The sequence below is a fragment of the Desulfitobacterium sp. LBE genome (genome assembly GCF_007830365.1).
GTDB classification, from domain to species: Bacteria; Bacillota; Desulfitobacteriia; order Desulfitobacteriales; family Desulfitobacteriaceae; genus Desulfitobacterium; species Desulfitobacterium hafniense.
Genome location: NZ_VLKD01000001.1, coordinates 4,234,352 through 4,259,780, shown reverse-complemented (window position 1 = coordinate 4,259,780; position 25,429 = coordinate 4,234,352). Strand labels below are relative to the sequence as shown.

At 49.4% G+C, this 25,429-nt stretch carries 19 protein-coding genes; 3 read left to right on the top strand and 16 right to left on the bottom strand.

All coding sequences use genetic code 11. The features are described 5' to 3' along the window. Positions 1-24: 24 nt before the first annotated feature. From DESLBE_RS20100 to DESLBE_RS20070, 7 genes are all read right to left on the bottom strand, one after another. Entirely contained in the window at positions 25-1,365 is a 1,341-nt protein-coding gene (locus DESLBE_RS20100; protein WP_018305569.1) for an acetyl-CoA hydrolase/transferase C-terminal domain-containing protein, read from the bottom strand. A 168-nt stretch (positions 1,366-1,533) separates the two neighbouring features. After that, positions 1,534-3,309 carry an acyl-CoA dehydrogenase family protein gene (locus tag DESLBE_RS20095; RefSeq protein WP_144678051.1) on the bottom strand — a complete coding sequence of 592 codons (1,776 nt, stop codon included), beginning with the start codon at positions 3,307-3,309 and terminating at the stop codon, positions 1,534-1,536. A 154-nt stretch (positions 3,310-3,463) separates the two neighbouring features. Next, a complete protein-coding gene (locus DESLBE_RS20090; RefSeq protein ID WP_144678050.1) occupies positions 3,464-4,618 on the bottom strand; it encodes a thiolase family protein in 1,155 nt (384 codons plus the stop codon). Positions 4,619-4,631: 13 nt separating this feature from the next. Next, positions 4,632-7,019 (bottom strand): 3-hydroxyacyl-CoA dehydrogenase/enoyl-CoA hydratase family protein, encoded by a 2,388-nt coding sequence (locus DESLBE_RS20085; RefSeq protein WP_026183924.1) that lies wholly within the window; start codon positions 7,017-7,019, stop codon positions 4,632-4,634. Positions 7,020-7,154: 135 nt separating this feature from the next. Beyond that, positions 7,155-7,748, bottom strand: coding sequence for a TetR/AcrR family transcriptional regulator (locus DESLBE_RS20080; protein WP_005817154.1), 594 nt, complete (start codon positions 7,746-7,748; stop codon positions 7,155-7,157). A gap of 146 nt (positions 7,749-7,894) precedes the next feature. Then, the gene (locus tag DESLBE_RS20075) at positions 7,895-8,881 is read right to left on the bottom strand and encodes an electron transfer flavoprotein subunit alpha/FixB family protein (protein ID WP_144678049.1); all 987 of its coding nucleotides are present in this window, start codon (positions 8,879-8,881) and stop codon (positions 7,895-7,897) included. A 35-nt stretch (positions 8,882-8,916) separates the two neighbouring features. After that, positions 8,917-9,699 carry an electron transfer flavoprotein subunit beta/FixA family protein gene (locus tag DESLBE_RS20070; protein WP_005817158.1) on the bottom strand — a complete coding sequence of 261 codons (783 nt, stop codon included), beginning with the start codon at positions 9,697-9,699 and terminating at the stop codon, positions 8,917-8,919. A 209-nt stretch (positions 9,700-9,908) separates the two neighbouring features. Between DESLBE_RS20070 and DESLBE_RS20065 the strand changes: the two genes are divergently transcribed. Continuing rightward, positions 9,909-11,957 (top strand): FAD-dependent oxidoreductase, encoded by a 2,049-nt coding sequence (locus DESLBE_RS20065; RefSeq protein ID WP_144678048.1) that lies wholly within the window; start codon positions 9,909-9,911, stop codon positions 11,955-11,957. 70 nt (positions 11,958-12,027) lie between these two features. Further along, positions 12,028-12,813, top strand: coding sequence for an enoyl-CoA hydratase/isomerase family protein (locus tag DESLBE_RS20060; protein WP_026198742.1), 786 nt, complete (start codon positions 12,028-12,030; stop codon positions 12,811-12,813). 164 nt (positions 12,814-12,977) lie between these two features. Here DESLBE_RS20060 and DESLBE_RS20055 read toward each other — a convergent pair whose 3' ends face one another. The 8 genes from DESLBE_RS20055 to DESLBE_RS20020 all read right to left on the bottom strand — a co-directional run bounded on the left by DESLBE_RS20055 (position 12,978) and on the right by DESLBE_RS20020 (position 23,685). Next, the gene (locus DESLBE_RS20055; RefSeq protein WP_018305562.1) at positions 12,978-13,733 is read right to left on the bottom strand and encodes a transposase; all 756 of its coding nucleotides are present in this window, start codon (positions 13,731-13,733) and stop codon (positions 12,978-12,980) included. 107 nt (positions 13,734-13,840) lie between these two features. Then, positions 13,841-15,490, bottom strand: a complete 1,650-nt coding sequence (hcp, locus tag DESLBE_RS20050; protein ID WP_144678047.1) for a hydroxylamine reductase — start codon at positions 15,488-15,490, stop codon at positions 13,841-13,843. Positions 15,491-15,705: 215 nt separating this feature from the next. Next, a complete protein-coding gene (locus tag DESLBE_RS20045; RefSeq protein WP_144678046.1) occupies positions 15,706-16,092 on the bottom strand; it encodes a response regulator in 387 nt (128 codons plus the stop codon). Further along, positions 16,073-18,763 (bottom strand): PAS domain S-box protein, encoded by a 2,691-nt coding sequence (locus tag DESLBE_RS20040; protein ID WP_144678045.1) that lies wholly within the window; start codon positions 18,761-18,763, stop codon positions 16,073-16,075. Before DESLBE_RS20040 ends, DESLBE_RS20045 begins: the two co-directional genes overlap by 20 nt. A 17-nt stretch (positions 18,764-18,780) precedes the next feature. Beyond that, positions 18,781-19,386 carry a TetR/AcrR family transcriptional regulator gene (locus DESLBE_RS20035; RefSeq protein WP_018212268.1) on the bottom strand — a complete coding sequence of 202 codons (606 nt, stop codon included), beginning with the start codon at positions 19,384-19,386 and terminating at the stop codon, positions 18,781-18,783. A gap of 73 nt (positions 19,387-19,459) precedes the next feature. Further along, on the bottom strand, positions 19,460-21,448 hold the full coding sequence (locus DESLBE_RS20030) for a methyl-accepting chemotaxis protein (RefSeq protein ID WP_144678044.1): 1,989 nt from the start codon (positions 21,446-21,448) through the stop codon (positions 19,460-19,462). 26 nt (positions 21,449-21,474) lie between these two features. After that, entirely contained in the window at positions 21,475-23,247 is a 1,773-nt protein-coding gene (locus DESLBE_RS20025) for a GGDEF domain-containing phosphodiesterase (RefSeq protein WP_242869864.1), read from the bottom strand. 240 nt (positions 23,248-23,487) lie between these two features. Next, positions 23,488-23,685, bottom strand: coding sequence for a hypothetical protein (locus DESLBE_RS20020; protein ID WP_005815779.1), 198 nt, complete (start codon positions 23,683-23,685; stop codon positions 23,488-23,490). A gap of 267 nt (positions 23,686-23,952) precedes the next feature. Here DESLBE_RS20020 and DESLBE_RS20015 point away from each other — a divergent pair, with 267 nt between their 5' ends. Then, positions 23,953-24,375 carry a helix-turn-helix transcriptional regulator gene (locus tag DESLBE_RS20015; RefSeq protein ID WP_015945297.1) on the top strand — a complete coding sequence of 141 codons (423 nt, stop codon included), beginning with the start codon at positions 23,953-23,955 and terminating at the stop codon, positions 24,373-24,375. A gap of 199 nt (positions 24,376-24,574) precedes the next feature. Here the strand turns inward: DESLBE_RS20015 and DESLBE_RS20010 are convergent, their stop codons facing one another. Beyond that, positions 24,575-25,369: a GGDEF domain-containing protein gene (locus DESLBE_RS20010; RefSeq protein WP_172625464.1), complete on the bottom strand. Its 795-nt coding sequence runs from the start codon at positions 25,367-25,369 to the stop codon at positions 24,575-24,577. Positions 25,370-25,429 lie beyond the last annotated feature (60 nt).

The following is a 25,429-nucleotide window of genomic DNA, read 5'->3' as shown; positions in this document are numbered from 1 at the left end:
AAGCTTTAAAAATTTTTTTGTTAATTATTTATTGGATTTTCTCCAGATTTTCAATTTCTCGGCTTCTTGAATGAGCTCTTCACGAAAATCGGGGTGAGCCAGGCTGATGAGGCGTTCCGCACGCTGCCAGGTCGTGGCGCCTTTCAGATTCGCTTTACCGTGTTCAGTGACCACATATTGCACCATCGGCCGGGTATCCGTGACTACGGCGCCTTCAGTCAGCAGGGGGCGGATTCGGGAATGCTTTTTCCCTTCGGCATCGGTAAAGGTCGATTCCATACATATGAAACTGCGGCCGCCTTTGGAGTTATAGGCTGCATCGACGAAATCCAATTGTCCCCCGGCTCCGCTGATCATGCGGGGTCCAATGGTTTCCGAGCATACTTGCCCGGAAAGATCGATCTCTAGAGCGTTATTGATCGAAACCAAATTATCGTTGCGGCTGGCAATAAAGCGATCGTTTGTATAATCCACGGGATATCCCGCCACCTGAGGATTATTGTTGATAAAATCATAGAGTTTTTGGGTTCCTCCGGCAAAGGTATAGACCATCCGTCCTTTGTCGATTTGTTTCTTGCGCCCGGAGATCCGGCCGGCTTCCCACATATCCACATAGCTGTCCACCAGCATTTCCGTGTGAACTCCCAGATCCTTGAGATCGGAAGCTGCGATCATCTGACCCAGGGCATTGGGCATAGCCCCAATTCCCAATTGGATGCAGTCCCCATCCCGCAGATCGTCGAGAACATACTGAGCGATTTTCTGATCCACATCGGTGACGGGTGCGGAGGGAATCTGAGGCATGCCGGTATGACCGCCCTCGACAATATAGTCCACATCGGAAATATGAATGTAGTTGCCATAGCCGCCATGGGCGATGGGCATATCTTCATTGACTTCCACGATAACGGTTTTGGCTTTGGCTGCGGCTGCCGGATAGTGAGATATTGTGGGGCCAAAGTTAAAATTGCCATGTTGATCCATGGGGCTTACCTGAACCATGAACACATCAATGCGGCTGATGTTTTCCGCGATGTAGCGGGGAACCTCAGAGTATCTTAAGGGTATATAGAAGGCCCGGCCCATCTCATAATACTTCCGGTCAATCACGCTGAAATGCACACAATCCCAGGTGAAATGCTCTCCCCTGGGGTCTGCTTTAACGACGGCATGGGGACGCATGGAGACTCCGGCCAGGAGCTGAATATCGTGCAGCTCAGGGGTTCTTTGGGCTAAAGCCATGTCGAGAACAGGCAGAGTATTGGCGGCATAGGAATAAATAATCCAATCCCCGCTCTTCACTACCCCTACCGCCTTATCCGGAGTGGTTAACTTTTTACGGTATTCTTCTACCCATGTTGACATATTGAATCCTCCCCATTTCTTTCCTTACAATCCAGTCAAACCGGGCTTTCTCTTTCTGTTGCTCCGGTTTGGGTGGACAACGAGCTTAGGTTTTGGCACATTCCTAAGCTCGCTTCCATCTGCGGTTAACCGTTCCTAATTTTCTTCCTCCGGGAATAGCTGAGAACTTTAGCGGACCGGATACTTGCCCTTTTCCACCACCAGCTTGGCGATCTCCCGGCGAAGTCCGATCATATCAACGGTGGGGCGGCGTAAGAGCTTGCGCATTCCTGCCAGAACGGTGCTCAGGGAGTCACCCTGCTCGGCGGCACAAATGACTTCTTTAGCATGCTGCTCAATGATATTCATAGCACTATAAGCACCCAGGGTGGCGGCCTTTTCCACAAAGAGCTTATGATCATCGGTGACATCCATATCCTGAACTTTCAGAGCACGGAGAACACCGCTTTCCATAGCGTAGACTTGGAGAACCATTTCGGCCAGGCCCAGAAGCACATATTGATTGTCTTTGAGCTCCATGCCCAGGTTCTGGGCGGCAATTCCGGCGGCCATTAAGCAAAGCTTCTTAGCTTTTTGGGTCATATCCAGAAGAGCTGCCAATCCTTCTTCCTCTGAACCTAAACCGGCGGACATCAGATCTTTGCTGACGTTCTTCGCCGCTGCCAGGAGGGGAAGCTCGCCGCTCATCGCCCGTTTGAGCAAGGTGCCGGGAACGAGCAGACGGTTGATTTCATTGGTTCCTTCGAAGAGACGGTTGATGCGGGAATCCCGATACATACGCTCAATGGGATATTCGGCAATGAAGCCATAGCCGCCATGGATTTGCACCCCTTCATCCACAGCCAGATCCAGCACTTCAGAGGCGAGAACTTTATTCAGGGAGCACTCGATGGCATACTCTTCCATAGCCTTGCCGGCTTCTTTACGGCAATCGCCGGTGACATCCAAATCCTGGCAGGCTTCTTCCATCAGCCCGGCAGTACGGTAGACCACACTCTCAGCCAGGTAGGTCTGAGCGGCGATTTCGGCAAATTTGGTTTGAATAGCGCCGAAGGAGCTTAAAGGAACGCCGAACTGCTTGCGCTCAGCCGCATATTTCAGAGAGATCTCCAACGCAAGCTGAGCGCTGCCGATGGCTGCGGCAGCCAGCTTGAAACGTCCCACATTCAGAATATTGAAGGCAACCACATGACCCCGGCCCAATTCACCGACGATGTTCTCCACCGGAACGGCCACATCTTCCAGGATGACCTGGCGGGTGGAGGAGCCTTTGATCCCCATCTTCTTCTCTTCCGGTCCGAAGGAAAGCCCAGGCATCGTCCGCTCAACGATAAAGTTGGTAAGCTTGCCCTCCACTTTAGCATAGACCAGAAAGATATCGGCAAAACCAGCATTGGTGATAAATTGCTTGGTTCCATTGAGAATGTAGTGGGTTCCTTCGGCATTGAGAACGGCCGTAGCCTTGGCGCCTAAGGCGTCGGAGCCAGAACCGGGCTCGGTAAGGCAGTAAGCGGCGATTTTTTCTCCGGTAGCCAGACCGGGGAGATATTTGGCCTTTTGTTCCGGGGTACCGAAATAGACGATGGGCAGGGTTCCGATTCCGGTATGGGCCATGAAGGCTACGGCAAAGGAAGCACCGCGGGGGATTTCTTCACCGACGACCACAGTGGAGAATTTATCCATGCTCATGCCGCCTAATTCTTCGGGAACCTCTAAGCCGAGCAGTCCCAGCTCACCGGCTTGGGCCATGAAATCGCGGATGAGGCCGTCTTCCTGCTCTTCGAGAGCTTCGATCTTGGGTCCGATCTCTTTTTCCACAAAGTTACGGGTCATTTTCTTAAGCTGTAAATGATCCTCGTTTAATTCCTCCGGGACATAGACTTGCTCGGGAGTTACTTCGGCAAGCAGAAAGCCGCCGCCTTTGAGGCCTAATTCCAATTCCATAGTATTTGCTCCTCTCTCTGAGTGGGACAGAGGGACAGGTCCTCTGTCCCAATTTCTGATTTCACTTTATTTTAGAAAAAAATAGAACCGATTAAACGTTGGCTGCTCTCAATGCGGGCCCATTGGGACAGTCCACCTGTCCCTGTGTCCCCCTTTACAGAAGCTCGTAGACTCCTGCGGCTCCCATACCGCCGCCGATGCACATGGTCACCATACCGTACTTGAGACCGCGGCGTTTCATTTCATGGAGCAGGGTGGCGGTGAGCTTAGCTCCGGTGCAGCCCAGGGGGTGTCCGAAAGCGATGGCGCCGCCGTTGGGGTTGACCCTGGCCGGGTCGATGCCCAGGGTCTTGATGATGGCCAGGGACTGAGAGGCAAAGGCCTCGTTGAGTTCAAAGAGGTCTATCTGCTCAAGGGTTAAGCCCACTTGCTTGAGAACTTTGGGGATAGCTTTGATGGGACCGATTCCCATGAGTTCCGCCTCGACCCCTGCCACAGCAAAACCGCGCCATAGGGCAAGGGGTTTCAGGTCCAGCTCCTTGACCTTTTCCTCGGACATAAGGAGGGTGGCTGCGGCGCCGTCACTGGTCTGAGAGGAATTCCCCGCCGTGACGCAGCCGCCGTTTTTGAAGGCCGGCTTTAGTTTGCTGAGGGATTCCACGGTACTATCGGCACGGATTCCTTCGTCTTTACTGAACCATACTTCACCTTTTTTACCGCCGGCGATGAGGACAGGAACGATCTCTTCCTCAAAACGGCCGCCGACTTGGGCTGCGTGGGCCTTTTGATGGCTGGCTGCGGCGAACTCATCCTGTTGTTCCCGGGTAATTTCATATTTCTTGGCTACATTTTCAGCGGTAAGTCCCATGGAGAGGTAGACTTCCGGACAATGCTCCATCATGTAGGGATTGGGGGCCGGTTTGCCGCCGCCCATGGGCACCGCGGACATGCTTTCTGCTCCGCCGGCCAGCATGGCATCGGCTTCTCCCAGACGGATTCTGTCCGCTGCCAGGGAGATAGCCTGCAGTCCCGAGGAACAAAAGCGGTTGATGGTGAGCCCGGATACATCAATGGGAAGACCTGCCCGCAGGGCAATCACCCGGGCCATGTTCATCCCTTGTTCTCCCTCGGGGAAGGAGCAGCCGATGACACAATCATCAATATCTGCCGGATTTAGATTGGGGGCACTTTTCAAAACATCCTGAATAACAAAGGCTGCCAAATCATCCGGACGCATATGAGCCAGGGAGCCCCGGCCGGCTTTGCCGATGGCAGTACGTTTCGCTTCAATAATGAATGCTTCTTTCATGATCCTTCACCTCCTAATTCCTTAATGGCTTATTCTTGGTGAGCATATGCCGGATGCGATCCAGAGTCTTGGGTTCTCCGGCAAGGCTTAAGAACACTTCTCTTTCCAGATCGAGGAGATATTGCTCATCCACCAAAGTTCCGGCCAGAACATCGCCGCCGGTCATGGCATAAGCGAGTTTTTTCCCTAAGTGGGCATCGTATTCGGAGATATAACGCCCTTCTTTCATGCCATACAGGGCCATTTCCAGGAAGGCACGGACCCCCGGTCCTGCCGCTTTGACCTTCTGAGGAATGATGGGGCGGAAATCTCTTGCCAAATCAAGGACACGGGCTTTGGCATCGAGGAGGACATGGTCGGCATTCATGCTGCAGCGATCACTTGGCCTTAAGAAACCAAGTTTTCTGGCCATTTCCGCACTGGTGGAAACCTGGGCCATGGCCACTACTTCGAAGCGTTTGGCGAAGAAATAGTCCGGAGCAACGACCACACCGGGAAGAATTCCTTCCATAGCGCGCAGGGCCATTTCCTTGGTACCGCCGCCGCCGGGGATGAGGCCCACGCCCAGCTCGACCAGACCCATATAGGTCTCAGCCGCAGGCTGGATGGCATGGGAATGGAGGCAAACCTCAGTTCCACCGCCTAAAGTCATGCCATAGGGAGCGGCTACCACAGGCTTCTTGGCGTATTTCAGGGCCATGGTTCCCCTTTGGAATTCGCGGACCATGAGATCCAGGTCATCCCAATTGCCTTCTTCCGCTTCCATCATAATCAGCATCAGGTTGGCACCAACGGCGAAATTCTTACCCTGACTGCCGATCACCATACCTAAATAGTTCTTTTCCACCTCTGCCAAAGACTTGTGAATCATGTTCATGATATCCCCGCCGATGGAGTTGTTAGGCGAATGGAATTCCAGGCAGGCTACACCGTCACCCATATCAACTAAGCTGGCACCGGAATTGCCGAAGATTTTTTTGCCTTGTTTATGGGCCTTTTTAAGGGAGAAGGAATAGGGGCTGGCGGCCTTTTCCTTATATTCGCCTCCGGCATAGTACAGAGTGTCCCCGCCTTCGGTCTTCTCATAGAAACTGTCTTTGCCTTCAGCCAGCAGTTTTGCCACGATCTCAGGCAAGGTCCCGCCCTCAGCTACGATGCGCTCCGCGGTGGCTTTAACGCCTAAGGCATCCCAGGTCTCAAAGGGTCCCATTTCCCAGTTGAAGCCCAGCTTCATACCGGCATCAAGAGCTGTCAGATCATCGGCGATTTGGGGAGCCAGGCGGGCCGCATAAAGGAGAACTTCCTTCAAGACATTCCAGGCGAATTCAGCCCCGGGATCTTTGCCGTTGACCAAGGTTTTCATCTTATCTTTAAGACCGCCCGCATTCTTGGCTTTATCCAGGCAGGCAAATTTGACTTTCTTCTTGGGAACATACTCCATGGTATGGGGATCAAGAACCAGTACTTCTTTGCCTTCTGCTGTCTTGACTTTTTTATAGAACCCCTGCTTGCTCTTATCTCCCAGCCAGCCGTTTTTGATCATGGTATGAATAAAGTCCGGCATGACGAAGAACTCTTTTTCTTCAGGTACATTATCTCCCACGTTATTGGCTACATGGACAAAGGTGTCCAGACCCACCATATCCACGGTCCGGAAGGAGGCTGACTTAGGACGTCCCATCACCGGTCCGGTTAAAGCATCCACTTCATCGATGGTTAAGCCGGAACGCTGCATCTCTCTGATGGTTGCCGCCAAGCCAAAGACGCCGATGCGGTTGGCGATGAAGTTGGGAGTATCCTTGGCATAGACCACCCCTTTGCCCAGCACCCGCTCGGCAAACTCTTCCATCTCCTGAATAACGGCCGGATCCGTGTTGGGTCCGGGAATCAGTTCAAAAAGCTTCATATAACGGGGAGGATTAAAGAAGTGGGTGCCGAAAAAGCTCTTGGTAAATTCTTCAGGAAGCCCTTCTGTCATGGATTTTAAAGAAATACCGGAAGTGTTGGATGTTACAATGGTCCCCGGGCGGACATGCTGGGCCACCTTCTTAAAGAGGTCGATTTTGATGTCCAAACGCTCTACGACCACTTCAATAACCCAGTCCACTTCTTGCAAACGGGGCAGATCATCCTCAAAATTGCCGACTTCGATGCGATCCGCAAATTCCGGCACAAACAGCGGAGCAGGGTTCATCTTGATGAGTTTGGCTTTGTTGGATGCGGCAAAACGATTTCTGACTTGGGGGGATGCCAAGGTCAGCCCGGCCGCTTCTTCCTCCGGCAACAAACTAGGGGGTACTATGTCCAGCAGTATACTGGGAATCCCGGCATTGGCGAGATGGGCCGCGATGGTGCTTCCCATAACCCCTGAGCCTAAAACCGCCACTTTATAGATGGCCATATTCATCCTCCTTCTCTCATTTGGTTTTGTTGTATGATTTTTAAATTTATGAATATTCAGTCTTTTACTTCGAGAGAAAGTCCTCAGATCCTCTAAGCTCATGACTTTCCCTGAGAAAATTTGCAAGGGGATTGCTTATTCCTTGGGCAGCCCGAGAGCTCCTGAAAACAGCTCCAGCATGCAGTCTGCTTCCTTGCTTAAAGAGCGCTCAGACCGTGCAAAAACCCAGTCGGTAGTCGCCCGATCGATGGTGCCGAAAATCATTTGGCGGGCGACATGGATATTGAGTGAAGGAATAATTTCCTGTTGCTTTATTCCTTCTTCAATCACCTCCTCAACCAGTCGGAAGTACTCTCGCAGCGGCACCGCAATCGCACTGTACAGATTTGAATTAGGCTGCCTTAATTCGACCTGGGTAACGGTTGCCAGAGCACGATTATTCTCCATATGGGTCAAATGAGTGTGGACAATTGCCCTAAGGCGGCTTCGGGTGTCCTGACAGGATTCCATCCTGCTGCGGATGAGTTGGATAAAATCTCCCATTCTTTCCGTAAAGAGACGAATGAGGATATCTTCTTTATTCTTAAAGTAGAGGTAAATCGTCCCGTCAGCCACTCCCGCAATTCGGGCAATCTTCGATACCTGACACGAATGATAGCCAACTTCTGCAAATGCTTCTATTGCTGCATCTAAAATTCTTTCATATTTGTCTTCCCGGGAAACAGCCATACTTCGTCTCCTTTACTTACTTTTTTGACTTAATTAGACATCCTTCTTATCGAACTTGTCAAGCTCTCCTTTTCTTCAGTAGGGTTACCCGAGGCCGCGGACCTGTTTATCCTCTTCATCCCTTTCCAGGCAGTGCTCTGTTTTGCTTAAGCCAGTTGCTTTTTGAACTCCTCAGTAAGCAAGGGGACGATTTCAAAGACATCCCCGACAATGCCATAATCCGCCACGGTAAAGATGTTTGCTTCCGGGTCTTTATTGATCGCTACAATCACCTTAGAGGAACCCATTCCCGCCAAATGCTGGATAGCTCCCGAAATTCCGCAGGCAATATACAAGGTTGGGGAAACTGTCTTGCCGGTTTGACCTACCTGGTATTTATATTCCCGGTATCCGGAATCAACGGCTGCCCGGGAAGCCCCGACAGCGGCTCCTATGGTATCGGCAAGGTCCTCAAGAATCTTGAAGTTTTCCGCATTCTTCATGGCCCGCCCGCCGGAAACGATCACATTGGCATCGGTAAGTTCGGGGCGGCTGGAAGCCTGACGGATAACTTCTTTGACGATGGCTCTGAGATCAGCGGCATCGATACTTGCCGCAACTTCCACCACTTCGGCTTGACGGTCCGGATTAGGGGCGGTCACGCTGAAGCTGTTGGGGCGGATGGTGGCCAGAATGGGGCGTGCCTCAGTAGCTACTTCCGCATAGGCCTTACCGGCATAGACAGGGCGTTTAAAGCGCAGTTTGTAGGCAGGGTCCACGCTAACGGCCACACAATCTGACGCGCATCCCACTCCCAGGCGCTGGGCCAGGCGGGGAGCCAGATCCCGGCCAATCCCGGTATTGCCCATTACCACCACTTCCGGCTCCTCATCCCGGATCACCCGGTTGAGTACGGAGGTGTAGGCACCGGTGGTGTAATCTTTTAAAGCCGGGTCATCCACAACGATCACTTTATCGGCACCATAGGATGCTGCCGCCGCAGCCAAATCCTTAAGGTTTTGGCCCAATAATACCCCTGTGACCTTCAATCCGGCCATGTCCGCTAAACGCCGGCCTTCGCTCAGAAGCTCCAGGGAGACCTTGCGAAGCTCCCCGTTATACTGCTCAAGTACAACTAAAATTCCCTTAGGCATCCTGCTCAATCCTCTCTTTCCTTGTTTTCCGTCAGCTAAATTACTTTTGCTTCATTCATCAAGGCATTGACCAATTCGGCAACAGCCTGAGGAGGTTCTCCCTGAATCAGGCGGCCAGCTTGGCGGGCAGGAGGCAGGCTCATATTGACCACCTTCATCTTCGCCCCTTGGGTACCGGCTTCAGCCGCCGTCAGGCCAAGATCAGCCAAGGTCAAAGTCTTCAATTCCTTTTTCTTGGCTTTCATAATTCCGGCCACGGAAGGATAGCGGGGCTCGTTCAACCCTTTTTGGGCGGTGATCACAGCCGGCAAGGGCACTTCGACGACTTCCGTACCCCCGTCGATGTCACGGGACACTGTGGCGGTCATGCCTTCCACCTTCAACTCTGAGACAGTTGAAACCGACGGCACGCCTAACAACTCTGCCAGACGGGCGGTCACCTGGCTGGAGCCGTCATCAATGGCAATCCGTCCGGAAAGAATGATATCATAGGGAATGTTCTGAACAGCTTTAGCGAGAACGACCGCCGTAACAAATTCGTCACTGCCCTCTAAAGCAGGATCCTGAATGGCAACCGCTTTATCCGCTCCCATAGCCAGGGCTGTACGCAGCACTTCACTGACTTTGGGGCCACCCATGCTCAATACGGTTACTTCGCCGCCGAATTTCTCTTTGAGGCGGATTCCCTCTTCCACAGCAAACTCATCATAAGGATTCATGATGAGATTTACCCCGGTCGAGTCGATTTGACCCTGTGGGTTGATCACAATCTTCGCTTCGGTGTCAAATGTTTGTTTCAGACAAACCAATATGTTCATCTCGTTTCCCCTTTCTCCTCATCCATGAATGAATACTCATTCATTTTTATAATATAATATCAAATTCCCGGACAAAACGGAATACCATTTCAAAAATATTTTATATTTATTTAATTATCTGATTATTCTCAAAAAAATGTTTCCCTCTTGAGTTTTTCATGATATGCTGTTCAGTAATGAATGGTCATTCATTTTTGGAGGTGCCAACTATGTCAAACCAAGATCCTCTTTTTTCACCGATTCGCATCGGGAAAATGGAGCTGAAAAACCGTATAGTGCTGCCCGCCATGCATCTCAATTACTGCCCTGACGGGGAGGTCACAGAGCGGCTCATTGAATTCTACCGGGTGCGCGCCCGGGGCGGGGTCGGCCTGGTTATTGTCGGTGGCTGCGGCATCGACCGGGTCGGCAATACTTTAGGCATGATTCAATTGGATGAGGATCGCTATATCCCCGGGCTGCAGAAACTTGTGGAGGCTGTCCATCAGGAAGGCGCCAAGGTCATGACCCAGCTCTATCAGGCGGGAAACTATGCATCTTCTCTATTAACCGGGAATCAACCAGTGGCCCCTTCTCCCCTCCCTTCCAAATTAACGAAAGAAATCCCTCACGAACTGACCGTAGAGGAAATTAAGGAACTGGTGCAAACTTTTGCCCAGGCCGCTGTTCGTACTCAAAAGGCAGGGTTTGACGGGGTGGAGATTTTAGCCGGCACGGGGTATCTCATTTCGGAGTTTCTCTCTCCGGCAACCAATAAGAGGACGGACGAGTATGGCGGGGATCTGCCCAACCGGATGCGTTTTGCCCTGGAAATTATGGCGGCCATCCGCCAGGGAGTGGGGCCTGACTTCCCTGTCGTTGTCCGGATTGCGGGCCATGACTTTATTCCGGGGGGACATACCAATAAAGAGGCCCGGACCTTTGCTAAAGCCTTGGCGGCAGCAGGGGTTGATGCCATCAATGTAACAGGGGGCTGGCATGAGACCCTCGTCCCCCAGATTACCATGAATGTTCCCCCGGCCGCCTTCCGCTATTTAGTCCGGGGAATTAAACAAGTGGTTGACCTGCCGGTGTTTGCTTCCAACCGCATTACCACCCCTGAATTGGCCCGGGATATCCTTACTTCCGGGGATGCGGATTTGGTAGGGTTCGCCCGGCCGATTCTGGCGGATCCCAACCTGCCCTTAAAAGCCCAGGGCTTAGATCCTTCACCCCTCCGTCCCTGTGTCGCCTGCAACCAGGGGTGCCTGGATCATGTGTTCCGGGGAATACCCGTAGCTTGCCTGGTCAATGCGGAGGCCGGACGGGAAGCTGAGCTCAAGGTCCGGCGAGCTTCTTCATCCTCCAGGAAGGTTCTCGTCGTAGGGGCCGGTCCCGCCGGACTGGAGTTCGCGCGGGCAGCCAGCTCACAGGGACATAATATAACGGTCTGGGAAAAATCCGGCCTGCTGGGCGGGCAGCTTAATTTGGCTGCGGCGCCCCCTGATCGCCAGGATTTCCATCGCTTTACGGAATACTTGGCTCAGGCTTGTAAGGCTCAGGGAGTCAATATCTATACCAACCAAGAAGCTGATGTGGAGAATATTTTGGCAGGTATTGCGGAGGAGGGCTTTACCGACATTATCCTTGCTACCGGTGCCCTGCCCATGGCCCCTCCCTTCCCTGTGGAGGAAGGGGTGGGGATTGCCCAGGCCTGGGATGTCCTGGCCGGAAAAGAAACCGGGGAACATGTGGTGATTGTCGGAGGCGGCTCGGTGGGGGTAGAAACAGCCCTCTATCTGGCCGGTCAGGGAACCCTGGATGCCGAAACCCTCCGCTTTCTGATCGTCAATCAGGCGGAGAGCACGGAGACCTTGGCCAGATTGCTTTTCCAGGGAAGAAAACGGGTTACTCTGGTGGAAATGACCAAGGGCGTGGGCCGGGATCTGGGTTCAAGCACCCGCTGGGCAATGCTGGCCGATCTCCAGCGTCATCAGGTCAAGGTTTTAACCAATACCATGGTGAAAGCGGTCCGTGCCGATGGGGTCTGGGTGGAGGGTCCGGAGGGTGAAAGCCTGATCCCCGGAGATACCGTGGTAGCGGCCATTGGCTCTGTGGCTAATCAAGAGCTGCTGAAGGCTCTCCAGGATAAGCTGCCTGCCCATGTGACCCTGCAGCAGATCGGAGACGCCACTAAGCCAGCCAAAGTTCTGGATGCAGTCCATGCCGGATATAAGGCAGCACTTAGTTTGGGGCGGGCCGGATATGCCCAGGAATAAGGAACGTTGATACACTAAAGTTGATACACTAAATAAATAGGGTTGCCAACCCATGAGAGGGGTAAGATTGATGAGTTCATACAATGACTTCACAGTGGAGAAAAAAGGGGCTATTGCCCTGGTTACTTTAAACCGTCCCCATAAGGGGAATTCCTGGACCCTGGATACTTACCAGGAGATGGAGAAAATTCAGGAGGACCTGCACTATGATGATGAGGTGCGGGTGGTTATCTTTACCGGGGCCGGGGATAAATTCTTCTGTGCCGGGGCCGATCTTTCCCTTTTAGCCAAGCTTACCCCTCATTTTATCTCCCGTGATCTGTATCGCTATCAAGGGATCAACACCCGTTGGGATCGTTTTATCAAACCGGTGATCATGGCAATCAACGGCATTACCGTAGGAAGCGGTTTAGAACTGGCCTTATGCGGGGATATCCGCATTGCTTCGAGTTCCTCACTTTTTTCCATTAACGAAGTGCGGATTGGCCTTAACCCGGATATGGGAGGAACCCAGCGTCTGACACGGACCGTCGGCCCCAGCCAGGCCAAGCGCCTCATCTTTACCGCCGAGCGGATCGATGCCCAGGAGGCAGCCCGCATCGGGCTTGTGGATATTTTGGTGGAGCCGGAGAATTTATTGAATGAGGCTTTAAAGATGGCGGAGCAGATCGCCGGCATGCCTCCCTATGCCATCCGCTTTGCCAAGAAGGCCATTAACCTGGCTGTGGATGCTCCTTTAGAAATAGGGCTGATGTATGAGGAGGCCGGCTCCACCTTCTGTATGGGTACGGAAGACAAAAAAGAGGCCGTCGACTCCATCCTTGAAAAACGCGAACCCAAATTCCACGGCCGCTAGGGCGGGACAAGGGTGAATCAAGGGGACAGGTCCCGTTTTTCATTTTAATTTCCCTTTGCTTATTACAACAGGTCTTTTTATGACAATAAGTCTTCTCGATCAGGCAAAAAAAGCGGATGAAGCATGTGAACACGCCGTACACATGGCTTCATCCGCTTTTTCTTTTATGCCCGCCAAACCCGGATATAAGGAATACCGGTAAGGCGTGAAAGCTGCCGGGTATTGATTCCGTCAATAGTCTTAAGCTTTCTTAAAATAGAGATTTGCCGCATTTTATCCTCATTTTCGATATCCGAGGCATCCATGCCAATCCGATCCCTTATTATCTCCTTAAGGCGTCCATCATTCATTCTCGGTTCTTCAATCTCTATACATTTGTCATCATTGATTTCACCATGAAATGCTATAAATTGCGCAAGGGCTTTTTCACGGCTAGGGCCAAAGAGCTCCAGGACAAAATCTTTATCCACCAGATAACCGTCGTTAAGGTACTCATTATAGCTGGACCAACGATACGAGGTGACATCCTCCACCATTTTCGCCTTGAGCGGATTTTGATGAATATAGCGCAACGCCGTCAATAAGTATCGGTCATTATCCACCACTTCACTCCTGTATCTCTCCTGAAACAAATGCCCTACCCTTTCATACTTATGATTGAAATACATGACATAGCTTGAACTGAGCCTTTTCATCGCCCTGCCGAGGGGCTCCTTGTTTTCTTGAATTAGAATATGGATATGGTTGTCCATTAAACAATAAGCAAAAATTCTGTATCCACTGACCCCGCGAAACTTAAACAGTTTTTCAAGCAACTTCTGCCGATCTTCATGATCTTCAAAAATCCGTTGCCGGTTAACCCCGCGCATGATGATATGATAAATACCCGTCGGACTTTTCTCTCTCGGTGTCCTTGGCATTCCCACCACCTCAGTAAGATTATAACATTAATGCCTGGTGCTTCCTACAAAAAACAAGGACAGGTACCATTTTTCTTTGAAAAATGGTACCTGTCCCCTTGATTCGATTATGCACCCATGAAGAGGTTGACGTCGTCTTCGACGGTAGTGATACCGGCGATTCCGAAGTTCTCAACCAGAACTTTGGCTACGTTGGGAGAGAGGAATCCAGGCAAAGTGGGTCCTAAGTGGATATTCTTCACGCCCAGGTAGAGGAGCGCCAGGAGTACGATGACTGCTTTTTGCTCATACCAGGCAATGTTGTAGGAGATAGGAAGCTGGTTGACATCGTCAAGGCCGAAGACTTCTTTAAGCTTAAGAGCAATAACGGCCAGGGAGTAGGAGTCGTTGCATTGTCCGGCATCCAGGACTCTGGGAATACCACCGATGTCTCCCAGTGCCAGTTTGTTGTATTTATATTTTGCACAACCTGCAGTGAGGATGATGGTGTCTTGGGGAAGGGCTTTGGCGAATTCTGTGTAGTAATCGCGGCTCTTCATCCGTCCGTCACAACCGGCCATGACGAAGAAGCGTTTTACAGCTCCGGATTTTACAGCTTCAACCACTTTATCAGCTACGGCAAAGACTTGATTATGAGCAAAGCCGCCGACGATTTCTCCGGTTTCGATCTCGGTAGGTGCCGGCAGGGTTTTGGCTAATTCGATCACTGCCGAGAAGTCTTTGACTTTGCCCGCTTCACGGGCAGGGATGTGTTTTACACCTTCGTAGCCAACGACACTGGTGGTGAAGAGACGGTCTTTATAGGAATCCTTGGGGGGTACTAAACAGTTGGTGGTGAGAAGAATAGCTCCGTTAAAGGAATCAAATTCTTTGTCTTGTTTCCACCAGGCATTGCCATAGTTACCCACAAAGTGAGCATACTTTTTGAAGGCCGGATAGTAGTGAGCGGGGAGCATTTCGCCGTGTGTATAAACATCCACCCCGGTTCCTTCTGTTTGCTTCAAGAGATCTTCCAAATCTCTCAAATCATGGCCGCTGATGAGGATGGCAGGGTTATTGCGTACGCCGATATTGACCTTGGTGATTTCGGGGTTGCCGTAAGAAGTTGTGTTGGCTTTATCCAGCAGAGCCATGACATCGACGCCGTATTTTCCAGCTTCGAGTACCAGAGCGACCAGTTGGTCTGCCGAAAGGCTGTCATCGGTAGTAGCAGCCAGGCCTTTCATCATAAAGGCAAAGATGCTGTTATCTTCATAGCCAAGAGCGAAGGCATGCTCTGCGTAAGCTGCCATTCCTTTAAGTCCATAGATTAAAAGTTCACGAAGGGAGCGTACATCTTCGTTTTCAGTGGCTAAGATACCTACTTGTGCTGCCTTTTGATCAAATTCTTCCGCAGAATCTGCAGTCCAAGTCGCTGAATCATGAAGATTAGCGGGCAGAACTCCCCCGGCTTTGACGATGTCGGCTTTTAAGCTGTCGCGTAAAGCAAGACCTTCACGAACCAGAGCTACGAAACGAGCGTTATCAAAGTTAGCGTTGGTAATGGTGGCGAATAAGCCTTCCATAACGAATTTGTCTACGTCCTGGCGGACAATCCCCAGTTCACGGGCTTGCAGGCTGTTGATGGCGATTCCTTTCATGACATAGAGCAGAAGATCCTGCAGGTTAGCGACATCTGCAGTCTTTCCACATACTCCTTTGATGGTACAGCCGGTTCCTTTAGCGGTTTCCTGACATTGAAAACAGAACATACTCATCTTTGCGAATCCTCCCTATCCATTATTAATAAATTTTGATCATGAATTGTGTCATTTGACAGGTCAGCCTTATGCCAACCGTCTGCAATTATCTTATCGCAAGGTGAGGAACAATTCTGTGACTTCAGTTTTTTAGGAGTGTGATAAAACTCACACTGAATCAAGGGGACAGGTCCCGTTTTTCATTTTTGAAAAACGGGACCTGTCCCCTTGATTCATATGAGTTGCTGCATGATATTGTGGACTTCTTGTGTATCGAGGGGTTTGGATAGGCAGCCTTCGTAACCGACTTCCCTGGCTTTTTTGACATAATCGGTTTCTGTTAAGGCGCTGGTCAAGATAACCTTGGTTTTATTTTCCGGTTTAACCCTCTTTTTGGTTTCATAATTTCTTATGGCCTTTAAGACCGTGACTCCATCGACTTTGGGCATCATGATATCCAGAAAGATGATGTCATAAGGCCTCAGCTCCTGCCTGCACATGGAATAGGCTTCAAGTGCTTCCAAGCCATCCACCGCCCGGTCGACTTCTCCATATTGGGTGAGGAATTGGACCAAAAAAGCGCTGCTGGCTAAATCATCTTCAGCTACGAGTATTTTCATTCAACATTCCTCCACTCAATTGATTGTATTCACTATCCAAATCGTGCAGATAGTCCTTTGCTTCCCCGGGATTGCCACGTCGGGCGGCCAGTTCAATCTTAAAGGCCAGGGCCTTTAATTTATGGGCTCCGATTACGGAACACCGTTCTTTGATGCGATGGGCGATATGCTCCAGAGCGACACTGTCGCCATTGTGGAGGGCGATGCGCAGTTTTTTAAAATCATAGGCCATTTCGCTGAGTTCAAGGTCCTTATTGACGCTCTCCGGGGAGGAGGGCATATCCTTGAAATAGACACCCTCATCGGTAATAACAACCTCTTCCTGCTGGGTTTGGCCCTCCGGGGAAGCGAACTTGGTCACCACTCTATCCAAGACCATGATCAGCTCCTCCATCATTACGGGCTTGGGGATGTATTCATCCATACCGGCCTGGAGAAATCCTTCCCGATCCCCTTGCAAGGCGTAGGCGGTTAAAGCAATGATCGGAGTGCGGCTTTGAGCCCCTTCACTTGCCCGAATTCTTTTCGTCACTTCGATCCCATCCAGACGGGGCAACTGAATGTCCATCAGGATGACATCATAAGGATTTTGGTGATAAAGGGCTAAGGCCTCTTCTCCATCCATGGCGATATCCACCCGATGGCCTTGGATTTTGAGCATTTCCGTGATGACGATGGAATTCACGATATGATCTTCAGCTAAAAGGATTCGGTAAGACCTTGCGGTTGATCCTTCCCTTGACTGATCGTTATTCTGGGTGGACTTGAAGCGCAGCGTGTCTTTGTCGCCATGTTTCAGCCTTAAAACAACGCCAAAGGAACTCCCCTTCCCTTTTTCACTTTCGACCCAGACTCTTCCCCCCATCATTTCAACCAGTTTTCTGGATATGGCTAACCCTAAACCGGTTCCTCCATATTTGCGGGTAATGGAGCCGTCCACTTGGTTAAACTCTTCAAAAAGATGCAGCTGATCCTCTTCGGCTATGCCGATTCCCGTGTCCATGACAGTAAATTTTAAATCCGAAACGTCCTCGTCCCCTTGCAGGCGTTTGACCGCCAGGGAAACCTCTCCCCGCTCGGTAAACTTGAGAGCATTGCTGAGCAGGTTATTGAGGACTTGCTTAATCCGTTCCGGATCTCCTTTATAGTAATCGGGGAGGTTGGCCGAGAGGGTGTAGGCCAAATCCAGACCTTTGCGTTCAGCTTCAGGACTATGGGTTTTGATAATCTGTTCGATGACTTCCTTAAGGTTAAATTCAATCTCTTCAACCGTTAGTTTTCCGGCTTCGATTTTGGAAAAATCCAAAATATCATTGATGATTTTGAACAGAGAGTAAGCGCAGTTTTTGGCAATCTTCAGATTCTCCCTTTGGGTCTTCTCTAAGGAGGTTAAGAGGGTGAGATCGATCATGCCGATGATCCCATTGATCGGTGTACGAATTTCATGACTCATATTGGCCAGAAATTCACTTTTGGCCCGATTGGCTGCTTCAGCCTTCTCCTTGGCCTGCTGAAACTCCGCCTCAGTCCGTTTGCGTTCCTGTTCGATTTGCTTTCTCTCGGTAATATCGCGAAGAAGGGTCAGCATCACCTTGCTGCCGTTTAAAGGGAAGGTATGGCAATTGACTTCGACGGGAATATCCTCGCCCTCCAGATTGGTACAGATCCCTTCGAAACTTGCTGAATGGGTTCTTTCCAGGCTTTGCCACACGTCGTCCAGGGTTAATTGAGGTGAGGATGGCCGGATACAGGGTCCTGCAGAAAACATGAATGTTTCTTCATGATAACCCATAAGCCTCCTGGCCTTTTCGTTTATTTCGATCAACAGCCCGGGATAGCCATCCTTTTGCAGTTCATAGACAAAAACCGCATCGGTGATGTTATCAAAAAGCTGGCGGTATTTATTATGGCTTGCCAATAAGATTTTATGGATCCGTTTTTGATTGCTGATATCCCTGGCAATGGAAAGCAGCATCCTGCGGCCGTTTAAGACATGGTAATGGGCCTTGACTTCCACAGGGATCTCCTTGCCCTGATGGGTCAAGAGCATTCCTTCAAAAACCAGGTAATTTTTGCTCAATAATTTCTGGGTGAACTCATTGGCCAGTGTCAGAGGGCTCTTGACTTTGATCACCTCTCGGCTTAGATCGATAATCTCCGCCCTGGTCAAGCCAATAAGCTCACAAGCCATATCATTGACTTCCTGAATTTTGCCGATCTGTCCATCATCCTTAACTTCATGGATAAACACGCAGTCCGTAATGCGATTAAAAATCTCCCTGAATTTTTCTGCGTTTTCTCGTGTCATAATTTCCGCTGCTTTGCGCTCTGTGATATCTATGATCACACCGGTGTAGCCGGCCAGCTCTCCCTTAGGATCATCATAAGGCTGACCACGGCTCAGGCAATGACGGTATTCCCCATCATACCGCCGCAAACGGTACTCCGCCTCAAAGGGCGCCTTATGTCTGCGGCTATGCTCCAGCACGTTCATGACCCCCGGAGAATCTTCAGGATGAACACAGCTCAACCAACCCTCACCACGGACTTCCGCAAAGGTCAGCCCCGTGAATTCCAACCAGGCCTGATTAACATAGTCATAGTTTCCTGCCCGGTCGCTGCTCCAGAGCAGGGCTGGGAGATTATCCACTAAATGCAGCCTGGAATCCACCCTTCTCTATCTCCTCTCTATAGTTTGGCTTCATGTCTCATGGTGAAAGCCTCTAAAAGCATGGTTGCCGAAGCAAGAGTCTGCTCCCGCAAGGAAAAGCTGAACTCCGCCATTCGCCACTTGAGAATGATCTCATGGAGCATCCCCAGAATGATATTGGTTAAACTTTCACTATGAACGGATGGATTCAGTTCACCCATTGCGATGGAGCTATGAATTAAAGATTGGATGTCTTTTGACCGTCGGCAAATAATCTCCATAACCTTGTCCTTAAGCTCTTCTTCGTACAACAAGCCATTGTAGGCCAGAAGGATCGCCGTAATTTCCGGATAGTTCTCACAGTAGGTTATATAGCTGTCGATAAGATGAAGAACCTTCTCTTTGGGAGTTAAGTCCTTCGTCAGGGCTGCTTCCAACAAAGCATGATCATATTGGGAAGAGTGCTCAAGAACGGCTGATACGAGTTCGTTTTTCGATTTAAAATGCTTGAAGATAGTGGCTTCGGAAACCCCTTCCCGTTTGGCCACTTCTCTTGTGGAAAGGCCTTGCAAGCCCTTTTCATTGATCAGGGAGATAGCTGTAATGACCAGGCTCTCTTTTCTGTGTATAAGATTGCTATCCACATCAATTCTCCTTATTTCGTCAAAACTCGTAACCTTTCTTCATTGTAGCACATTTTTCCAAAGACCAGCTGCTTTATAGTTTAAATTTCATGATAACCGTTTGAAGACTTTGGGCTAATTCTGACAGCCCTTCACTGGAAGCCGCGATTTCCTGGACAGATGCGGTTTGCTCTTCCATGGAAGCGGTGACTTCCTCTGTGGCGGCAGAATTCTCTTCGGCGATAGCCGAGAGAGCTTGTAATGTGGAATGGATGTCATCCTTAATTTTGTCCATTGCCGCTTCCGAAGCATTGAGCTCGTTCACGGCCTGGATAGCTTCCTCCATGGATTGGGCAATCACCCGATATTTATCCTGGCAGGTCATAACGCTTCCCGCTTGTTCCTTGGCTATCTGGGATACTCTCTCCATGTTTTTGACCGCATCCTGAGAGTTATTTTGCAGCTCCTTCACCATGAGATCAATGGATTTAGTGGAAGCGGAAGATTGCTCAGCCAGCTTGCGAATCTCTTCGGCCACCACGGAAAATCCCCGTCCGGCTTCCCCTGCCCGGGCTGCTTCGATAGCTGCGTTCAAGGCCAGGAGATTGGTCTGTTCTGCTATGGAAGCAATGACATTGCTGGCTTGCTCAATCTTTTGGGAACTTTCATTGGTTTTAAAAATTACTTGACGGATTTCCTCAGTGGCTCCGTTGTTTTCCTGAGAGATACGGGTGAGGTTATCGATCTCTTGCAGGCCTTCCTCCACAACAGCGGAAACCCTGTTCGATGCCACATTTAAGGCTTCCACCAACTCAAGATCTTTCTCAATGGCTTGTCCGAGACGGACGGCTTTCAGCGCTCCCTCTTCCGTATTGCCGGCTTGCTCGGATGCTCCTCTGGCAATTTCCGTAACTGCTCTCGATACTTCTTCCGCAGTGATGGCACTTTGCTGGGTTGACGCTGTCAGCTGCACAGACACAGCGGCGACTTTCTCAGAGGACTCTTTGACGTCCCCTATAAACTCTCTCAGGCTGGCGGTGATGACTTGGATTCCTTTGGCCAAGGCTCCGATCTCATTGGCTTTTTTGAGCAACCCTTCAGGTACATCCTGGGTCACATCCAAGCGGGCAATTCTCTCGGCACTCTCCGTCACTTTCATAATGGGCTTAGCCAGAGAATTTCCAATCAGGGTGACAAAGCCCATAGCTATGAAAAAAATAATCACTCCGGTAACTAAAATATCCTTTTGGAGAGCAGGGATGGCTGACAGAACTTCTTCCTGACTGGCCGTAATAACGAAGGTCCAATCGCTGCCCTGAATAGGAGCATATCCCGCATATAAGTCCTGACCGTTATAAGTATAGGAGCTGACTCCCTGACCGCTCTGCAGCAGGTTTTCAATCATCGTCGCCGTGGACATTAAACTTTGGTCCTCTTTGACTGCTTCGATAGGATTGAATTGAGCGAACACTTTTTCCCTGTCCGGGTGGGCAATAACCGTTCCCTGGCTATTAACCATATATCCATAACCATTTTGACCATATCCTGTGTCTTCCGCGATCAGGCTTAAAGCATTGCCGTCACGGCGCCCGATCAATGCCCCCACCACTTTCCCTTCGTTGACAATCGGTGTGGCATACATAATAACCAGGCTGTTGGTCACCCTGCTGATGATCAGGTCGGATACATTGGTTTCCCCTTTTAAGGCCTTTTGCACATAGTCCCGGTCTCCCAGTTGGTTGGTTGACCCATCGGAATAGCTGACGGAACCGTCCAGCTGAACGACCCCAAGATCAAGAAAATTGGTGTTGGGGAGTTGTCTTTGCAAGATAGGTTGTTGTACCTGCCAATCCATGGTTTGCATATCTTCCCTTAAGGCGATCATCTCCAAGGTTTTCTTTTGGGTTTCCAAGCGGCTTTCCGTGAGTTTAGCCGAGTCGGCGGCAAGGGTGCCTAAAGCTTTTTCTGCTTCAGCCGTCAGGGCATTGCTGGCCTTGGCTAAAGACAGATATCCCAGGGCTAAAGATGATAGCAATACAAGTATGGAAAAATAAATGACCAGTTGTGTTCTGATACTTTTCAACACACAGTCCTCCAATTTCATTTTAATTAAATCCCCAGAGCCTCGGCGTTGATTTGGGGCTCGCATTTTTTATTGGCCATAATTTCAGCAAGCTGATGCTGTGGTATGGGCTTACTATAGAGATACCCCTGACCGGTGTGACAGTTGAACCGCTTCAGGTGGGACAGCTGCTCCGGACTTTCAATTCCCTCGGCCACCAGCTTGATATTGAGTTCACGAGCCAGATTGATCACAGAATGGGTAATAATCGTGCTGGTTTTATTGGTAGGGATGTTCTGTATAAAGGAGCTGTCGATTTTTATAATATCTATATTAAAGGTAAGCAAATACGATAAGGATGAAAAACCTGTACCGAAGTCATCCACGGCAACCAAAATGCCGATCTCCTGAAGTTTTTGCAGATCGGCAATGACCTTCTTGGCATTATCGATGAGGACACTTTCCGTGATTTCTATAATGAGATAGCGGGGATCGAGCTGCATCTTGTCAAGAATGGCCTGGATGCTCTCCACAAAGCACTCCTCCGCAAACTGCACGGAGGAGCAATTGATGGATACTTTAAGGGGAGGCAGTCCTTCCTTTTGCCATTGCTTATGGCTGCGGCATACTTCTTCCAACAGCCATTTTCCCATATCCACTATAAAACCGGTTTCTTCCATGATCGGGATAAATTCAGCGGGGGAAATCATTCCGCATAAAGGGTGTTTCCAGCGCAGCAAAGCCTCTACGGCCAGGACTTCATTGGTATATAGATTGACTATAGGTTGATAATGCACCGCAAACTGACCTTCCTTAAGGGCCTTCTGCATGTCACGGCGCAGGAGAAATTCTCTGTAATTCTTATGCTCCACATCAGCTGAATAAAATTGGTAGTGCTTTTTGCCGGCCGCTTTGCCCCGTAATAAAGCGGCGTAAGCAGACTTAACAAGAGTCTCACTATCTTGGGCATCATGAGGATAGAGACTAATACCCAGGCTCACACTAATATCCAGTTTATGCTCATCCACTATAAAGGGGGCATCAAAAAGGCGCAGAACCTCTTCAACCAAAGGGAGATAATCATCCTGCCCCTCTCCCCGGGCAGCCACTATGGCATACTGGTCCCCGGAAAAGCGGCAAAGCAGCACCTGATCCGTGCACAGCAAGCGCAGACGCCGGCTGATTTGCCTGAGCAACTGGTCCCCATGCTCATAGCCTAAGTAGCTGTTGATGTATTTGAATCGATCAATGTCCACAATGATCAGTGCCAAGGCTTCTTCTCCCCTGGCCTCCGCCATATGCTGGCTCAGCAGTGATTCAAAGGCGCCCCGAGCGGGAAGCCTGGTCAGTTCATCCAGGGTTGCCGGGGCTTTGGCCTGGCTATCCTCTCTGTTGCGATCTGAAGAAGACACTCGCCAATTGAGGATTACCCCTTGTATGGAGGGTTCCGATAGCTTATTGCGCATATCGCAGGATAAGATAATTTCCTGTCCCGCTTTCGTCTTTATCTTTATTTCCTCTTGCACCACTTGATCAGGATGATTGAAGGCTAAACTCAGCATCTGCTTAAATTTATATTTTTCTGTTGGTTCAAGAAGTTCGTAGGCCGGCTTACCTATCCGCTCTTCGGGTTTGTAACCGAGTATCTTTTCAACAGCAGGGCTTATGTATTGAATGGTCCCATCAGAGTTGATAATCTCAAACACATCATGAGAGTCTTGCACTAATACTTGAAAGCGTCTTTGCAGGTTCTTTAATGCATAACTTTCGCCAGGATTGTGTTTCTTTTCGTTTTTAGCAATGGTTTTATTCCGGGCCAATATACTACTCTTCCTCATGATTTGATCCTTTCATCGGGAAACCCCTGTATCTAATCGATTTTAAGTTACATCCTCAAGCCAGGTAAGTAATCACTCACTCTCTTTTGCTACACGATTTATTATTTAATACTACTATAAATATGTCAATACTATCTTTAATTACCAGATAATTCTTTTTGCGACATATTACGACATTTACCTTCTTCATCTCTTTGAGCCTAGAACATCATTACTGTCAGGCTAGGCCGCTTCTTCAATCCCCAGCAGCGCAGCTATCCTGTCCCGGTATTTATTGCCGGGGCGGCTGCCGTAGAGAATTTCGCTGAAGCGGTTCATGGGTATGTTGTACTTCTTGCAAAATTCGCTGTTGCTCATTCGCCTGTCGATTAGTCTCTTTTTCACTTCAACTCCGAACGGGGTCAGTTCTTTTAAGCGCACAGATCACTACCTCCCATATATGAGATAAATTTTCCATTTCGGCAGCATCGGTTTACACAGATCTTCAGGTGTCACATTTTTTCTTTACCAGATACCGACAAATTCAACCATTGTACCTTAGCTGGTGCTGTATTACACTTGTCTTGCGGAAGAATTTCCCTATGAATATTATAGGCTCATATGTGGGACGATACAATAGATAATAGCGCAAATATTAGACAATTGTACGTCTTATATCTCTGCACCGTATTGGATGGAGGAAAGTTTATGAATGCTGAATCATTTAAAAAAGCTCTAGGCACCAGAATCAAACAGCTTAGAAAAAATGGCAAATTGTCCTTAGCGGATCTTTCAAGACATCTTCCCAGTATTTCTCGCGCAAATTTGGGACGGATCGAAAATGGTGAGGTTATGCCGTCGGCTATATTCATTTATGAAATCTCCTCATTTTTCAATGTTTCAGCCGATTGGTTATTAACCGGAAATACACCGGCTCTGCCCATTTATCTAAATGCTGAACACGAAAGGTTAATCGAGATGTTCAATCTCATGAATGGTATGGAGCAGCAGATTCTTATGGCTAACGCAGCATTTCTCTTGTCCACTGATTATTCTAAGTTGGCAAAACAACCTTTACATAAAAGCAAACCCATTGATCTGGAATCAACGCACTTTAATGAGGCGGAATAAGAGCAGCCTTTATTTTTAGCCGCATATGTGGAAAGTTTTCCACATATAATTAAACCGCCCTCAAGGAGAGCGGTTTTTCGTATTGGTTCATCAGCTTATGGTGTGGGCTTAAACCAATTTTTGATGAATAATAAAGGGACTAAACCCATTCAGGGTCCAGTCCCTCTAAAAGCTTATAAGCAAAATTGTCAACAAATCCTTAAGCAATAATCCCTTGACTAAAGCGCCAGACGGTATTGCGGGTCTTCTTGGCCTGGTACAAAGCCTGGTCGGAGAAATTTACGATGAGATCCGTATTGTTGGTAAGCCTGTTCTCTCTGGCTTTGACTTCTTCCAGCTTCTTATAAGAAACCACGCCTGCACTAAAGGTTACTTTTTGGGAAGCTATCTCCGGGCCAAAGTCATGATTTTCCATAAGGTTGCGGATTCTCTCAATGAGATTAGCCGCTCCCTCTTCGCTGGTTTCAGGCAATAAAATCGCAAACTCTTCGCCGCCCCAGCGGATGACTTCATCACTGGCCCTGACATTTTTACGCAGGAGCCCGGCGACTTCCTTAATCACCTTATCCCCGGCAAGATGGCCATAAGTATCGTTGATATTCTTAAAGCGATCGATATCAATCATGGCCAGGGAGTATTCTTTTTCTTGCTTTGCGTATTTTTCCATATCAATATTCAGGCGCAGGTACATAAAACCCTTATTGGGCAACCCCGTCATGGAGTCTGTATACCCCTTAACCGCCAAAGTCTTAACAAATTCACCCAGGGAGATGCCATTAAAAATTAAAACGACCACGACGGACAGCCAAACCCAGCGTGCCTGATGCAGAGGGAAAAACCAATAAATAAAATAGGCTAAGAGCCACAGTAAGATACCCAATAGGGAGAGAATCAAAGGGGCATGGCTCATGAACAGCTTGGTAAAGATCTGAACAAATTTTTTCAAGCCACTCACTCTCCCTTTCGGCTTAGCCCTTATGCTTGTTCTAAACATCACTTAAATCGCTATAGATCAAAAATAGTTTTTTAGCAGTTTTTTATAATTATTCTAATA

Excerpts from the sequence above, each read along its gene's own strand:
- DESLBE_RS20060 (WP_026198742.1), top strand. The coding sequence starts at position 12,028 with ATGAGTTCATACAATGACTTCACAGTGGAGAAAAAAGGGGCTATTGCC.
- DESLBE_RS20080 (WP_005817154.1), bottom strand. The coding sequence starts at position 7,748 with ATGGCTGTTTCCCGGGAAGACAAATATGAAAGAATTTTAGATGCAGCA.
- DESLBE_RS20065 (WP_144678048.1), top strand. The coding sequence starts at position 9,909 with ATGTCAAACCAAGATCCTCTTTTTTCACCGATTCGCATCGGGAAAATG.
- DESLBE_RS20055 (WP_018305562.1), bottom strand. The coding sequence starts at position 13,733 with ATGCCAAGGACACCGAGAGAGAAAAGTCCGACGGGTATTTATCATATC.
- DESLBE_RS20045 (WP_144678046.1), bottom strand. The coding sequence starts at position 16,092 with ATGAAAATACTCGTAGCTGAAGATGATTTAGCCAGCAGCGCTTTTTTG.
- DESLBE_RS20095 (WP_144678051.1), bottom strand. The coding sequence starts at position 3,309 with ATGGAATTGGAATTAGGCCTCAAAGGCGGCGGCTTTCTGCTTGCCGAA.
- DESLBE_RS20075 (WP_144678049.1), bottom strand. The coding sequence starts at position 8,881 with ATGCCTAAGGGAATTTTAGTTGTACTTGAGCAGTATAACGGGGAGCTT.
- DESLBE_RS20070 (WP_005817158.1), bottom strand. The coding sequence starts at position 9,699 with ATGAACATATTGGTTTGTCTGAAACAAACATTTGACACCGAAGCGAAG.
- hcp (WP_144678047.1), bottom strand. The coding sequence starts at position 15,490 with ATGAGTATGTTCTGTTTTCAATGTCAGGAAACCGCTAAAGGAACCGGC.
- DESLBE_RS20010 (WP_172625464.1), bottom strand. The coding sequence starts at position 25,369 with ATGTTTAGAACAAGCATAAGGGCTAAGCCGAAAGGGAGAGTGAGTGGC.
- DESLBE_RS20100 (WP_018305569.1), bottom strand. The coding sequence starts at position 1,365 with ATGTCAACATGGGTAGAAGAATACCGTAAAAAGTTAACCACTCCGGAT.
- DESLBE_RS20085 (WP_026183924.1), bottom strand. The coding sequence starts at position 7,019 with ATGGCCATCTATAAAGTGGCGGTTTTAGGCTCAGGGGTTATGGGAAGC.
- DESLBE_RS20090 (WP_144678050.1), bottom strand. The coding sequence starts at position 4,618 with ATGAAAGAAGCATTCATTATTGAAGCGAAACGTACTGCCATCGGCAAA.
- DESLBE_RS20015 (WP_015945297.1), top strand. The coding sequence starts at position 23,953 with ATGAATGCTGAATCATTTAAAAAAGCTCTAGGCACCAGAATCAAACAG.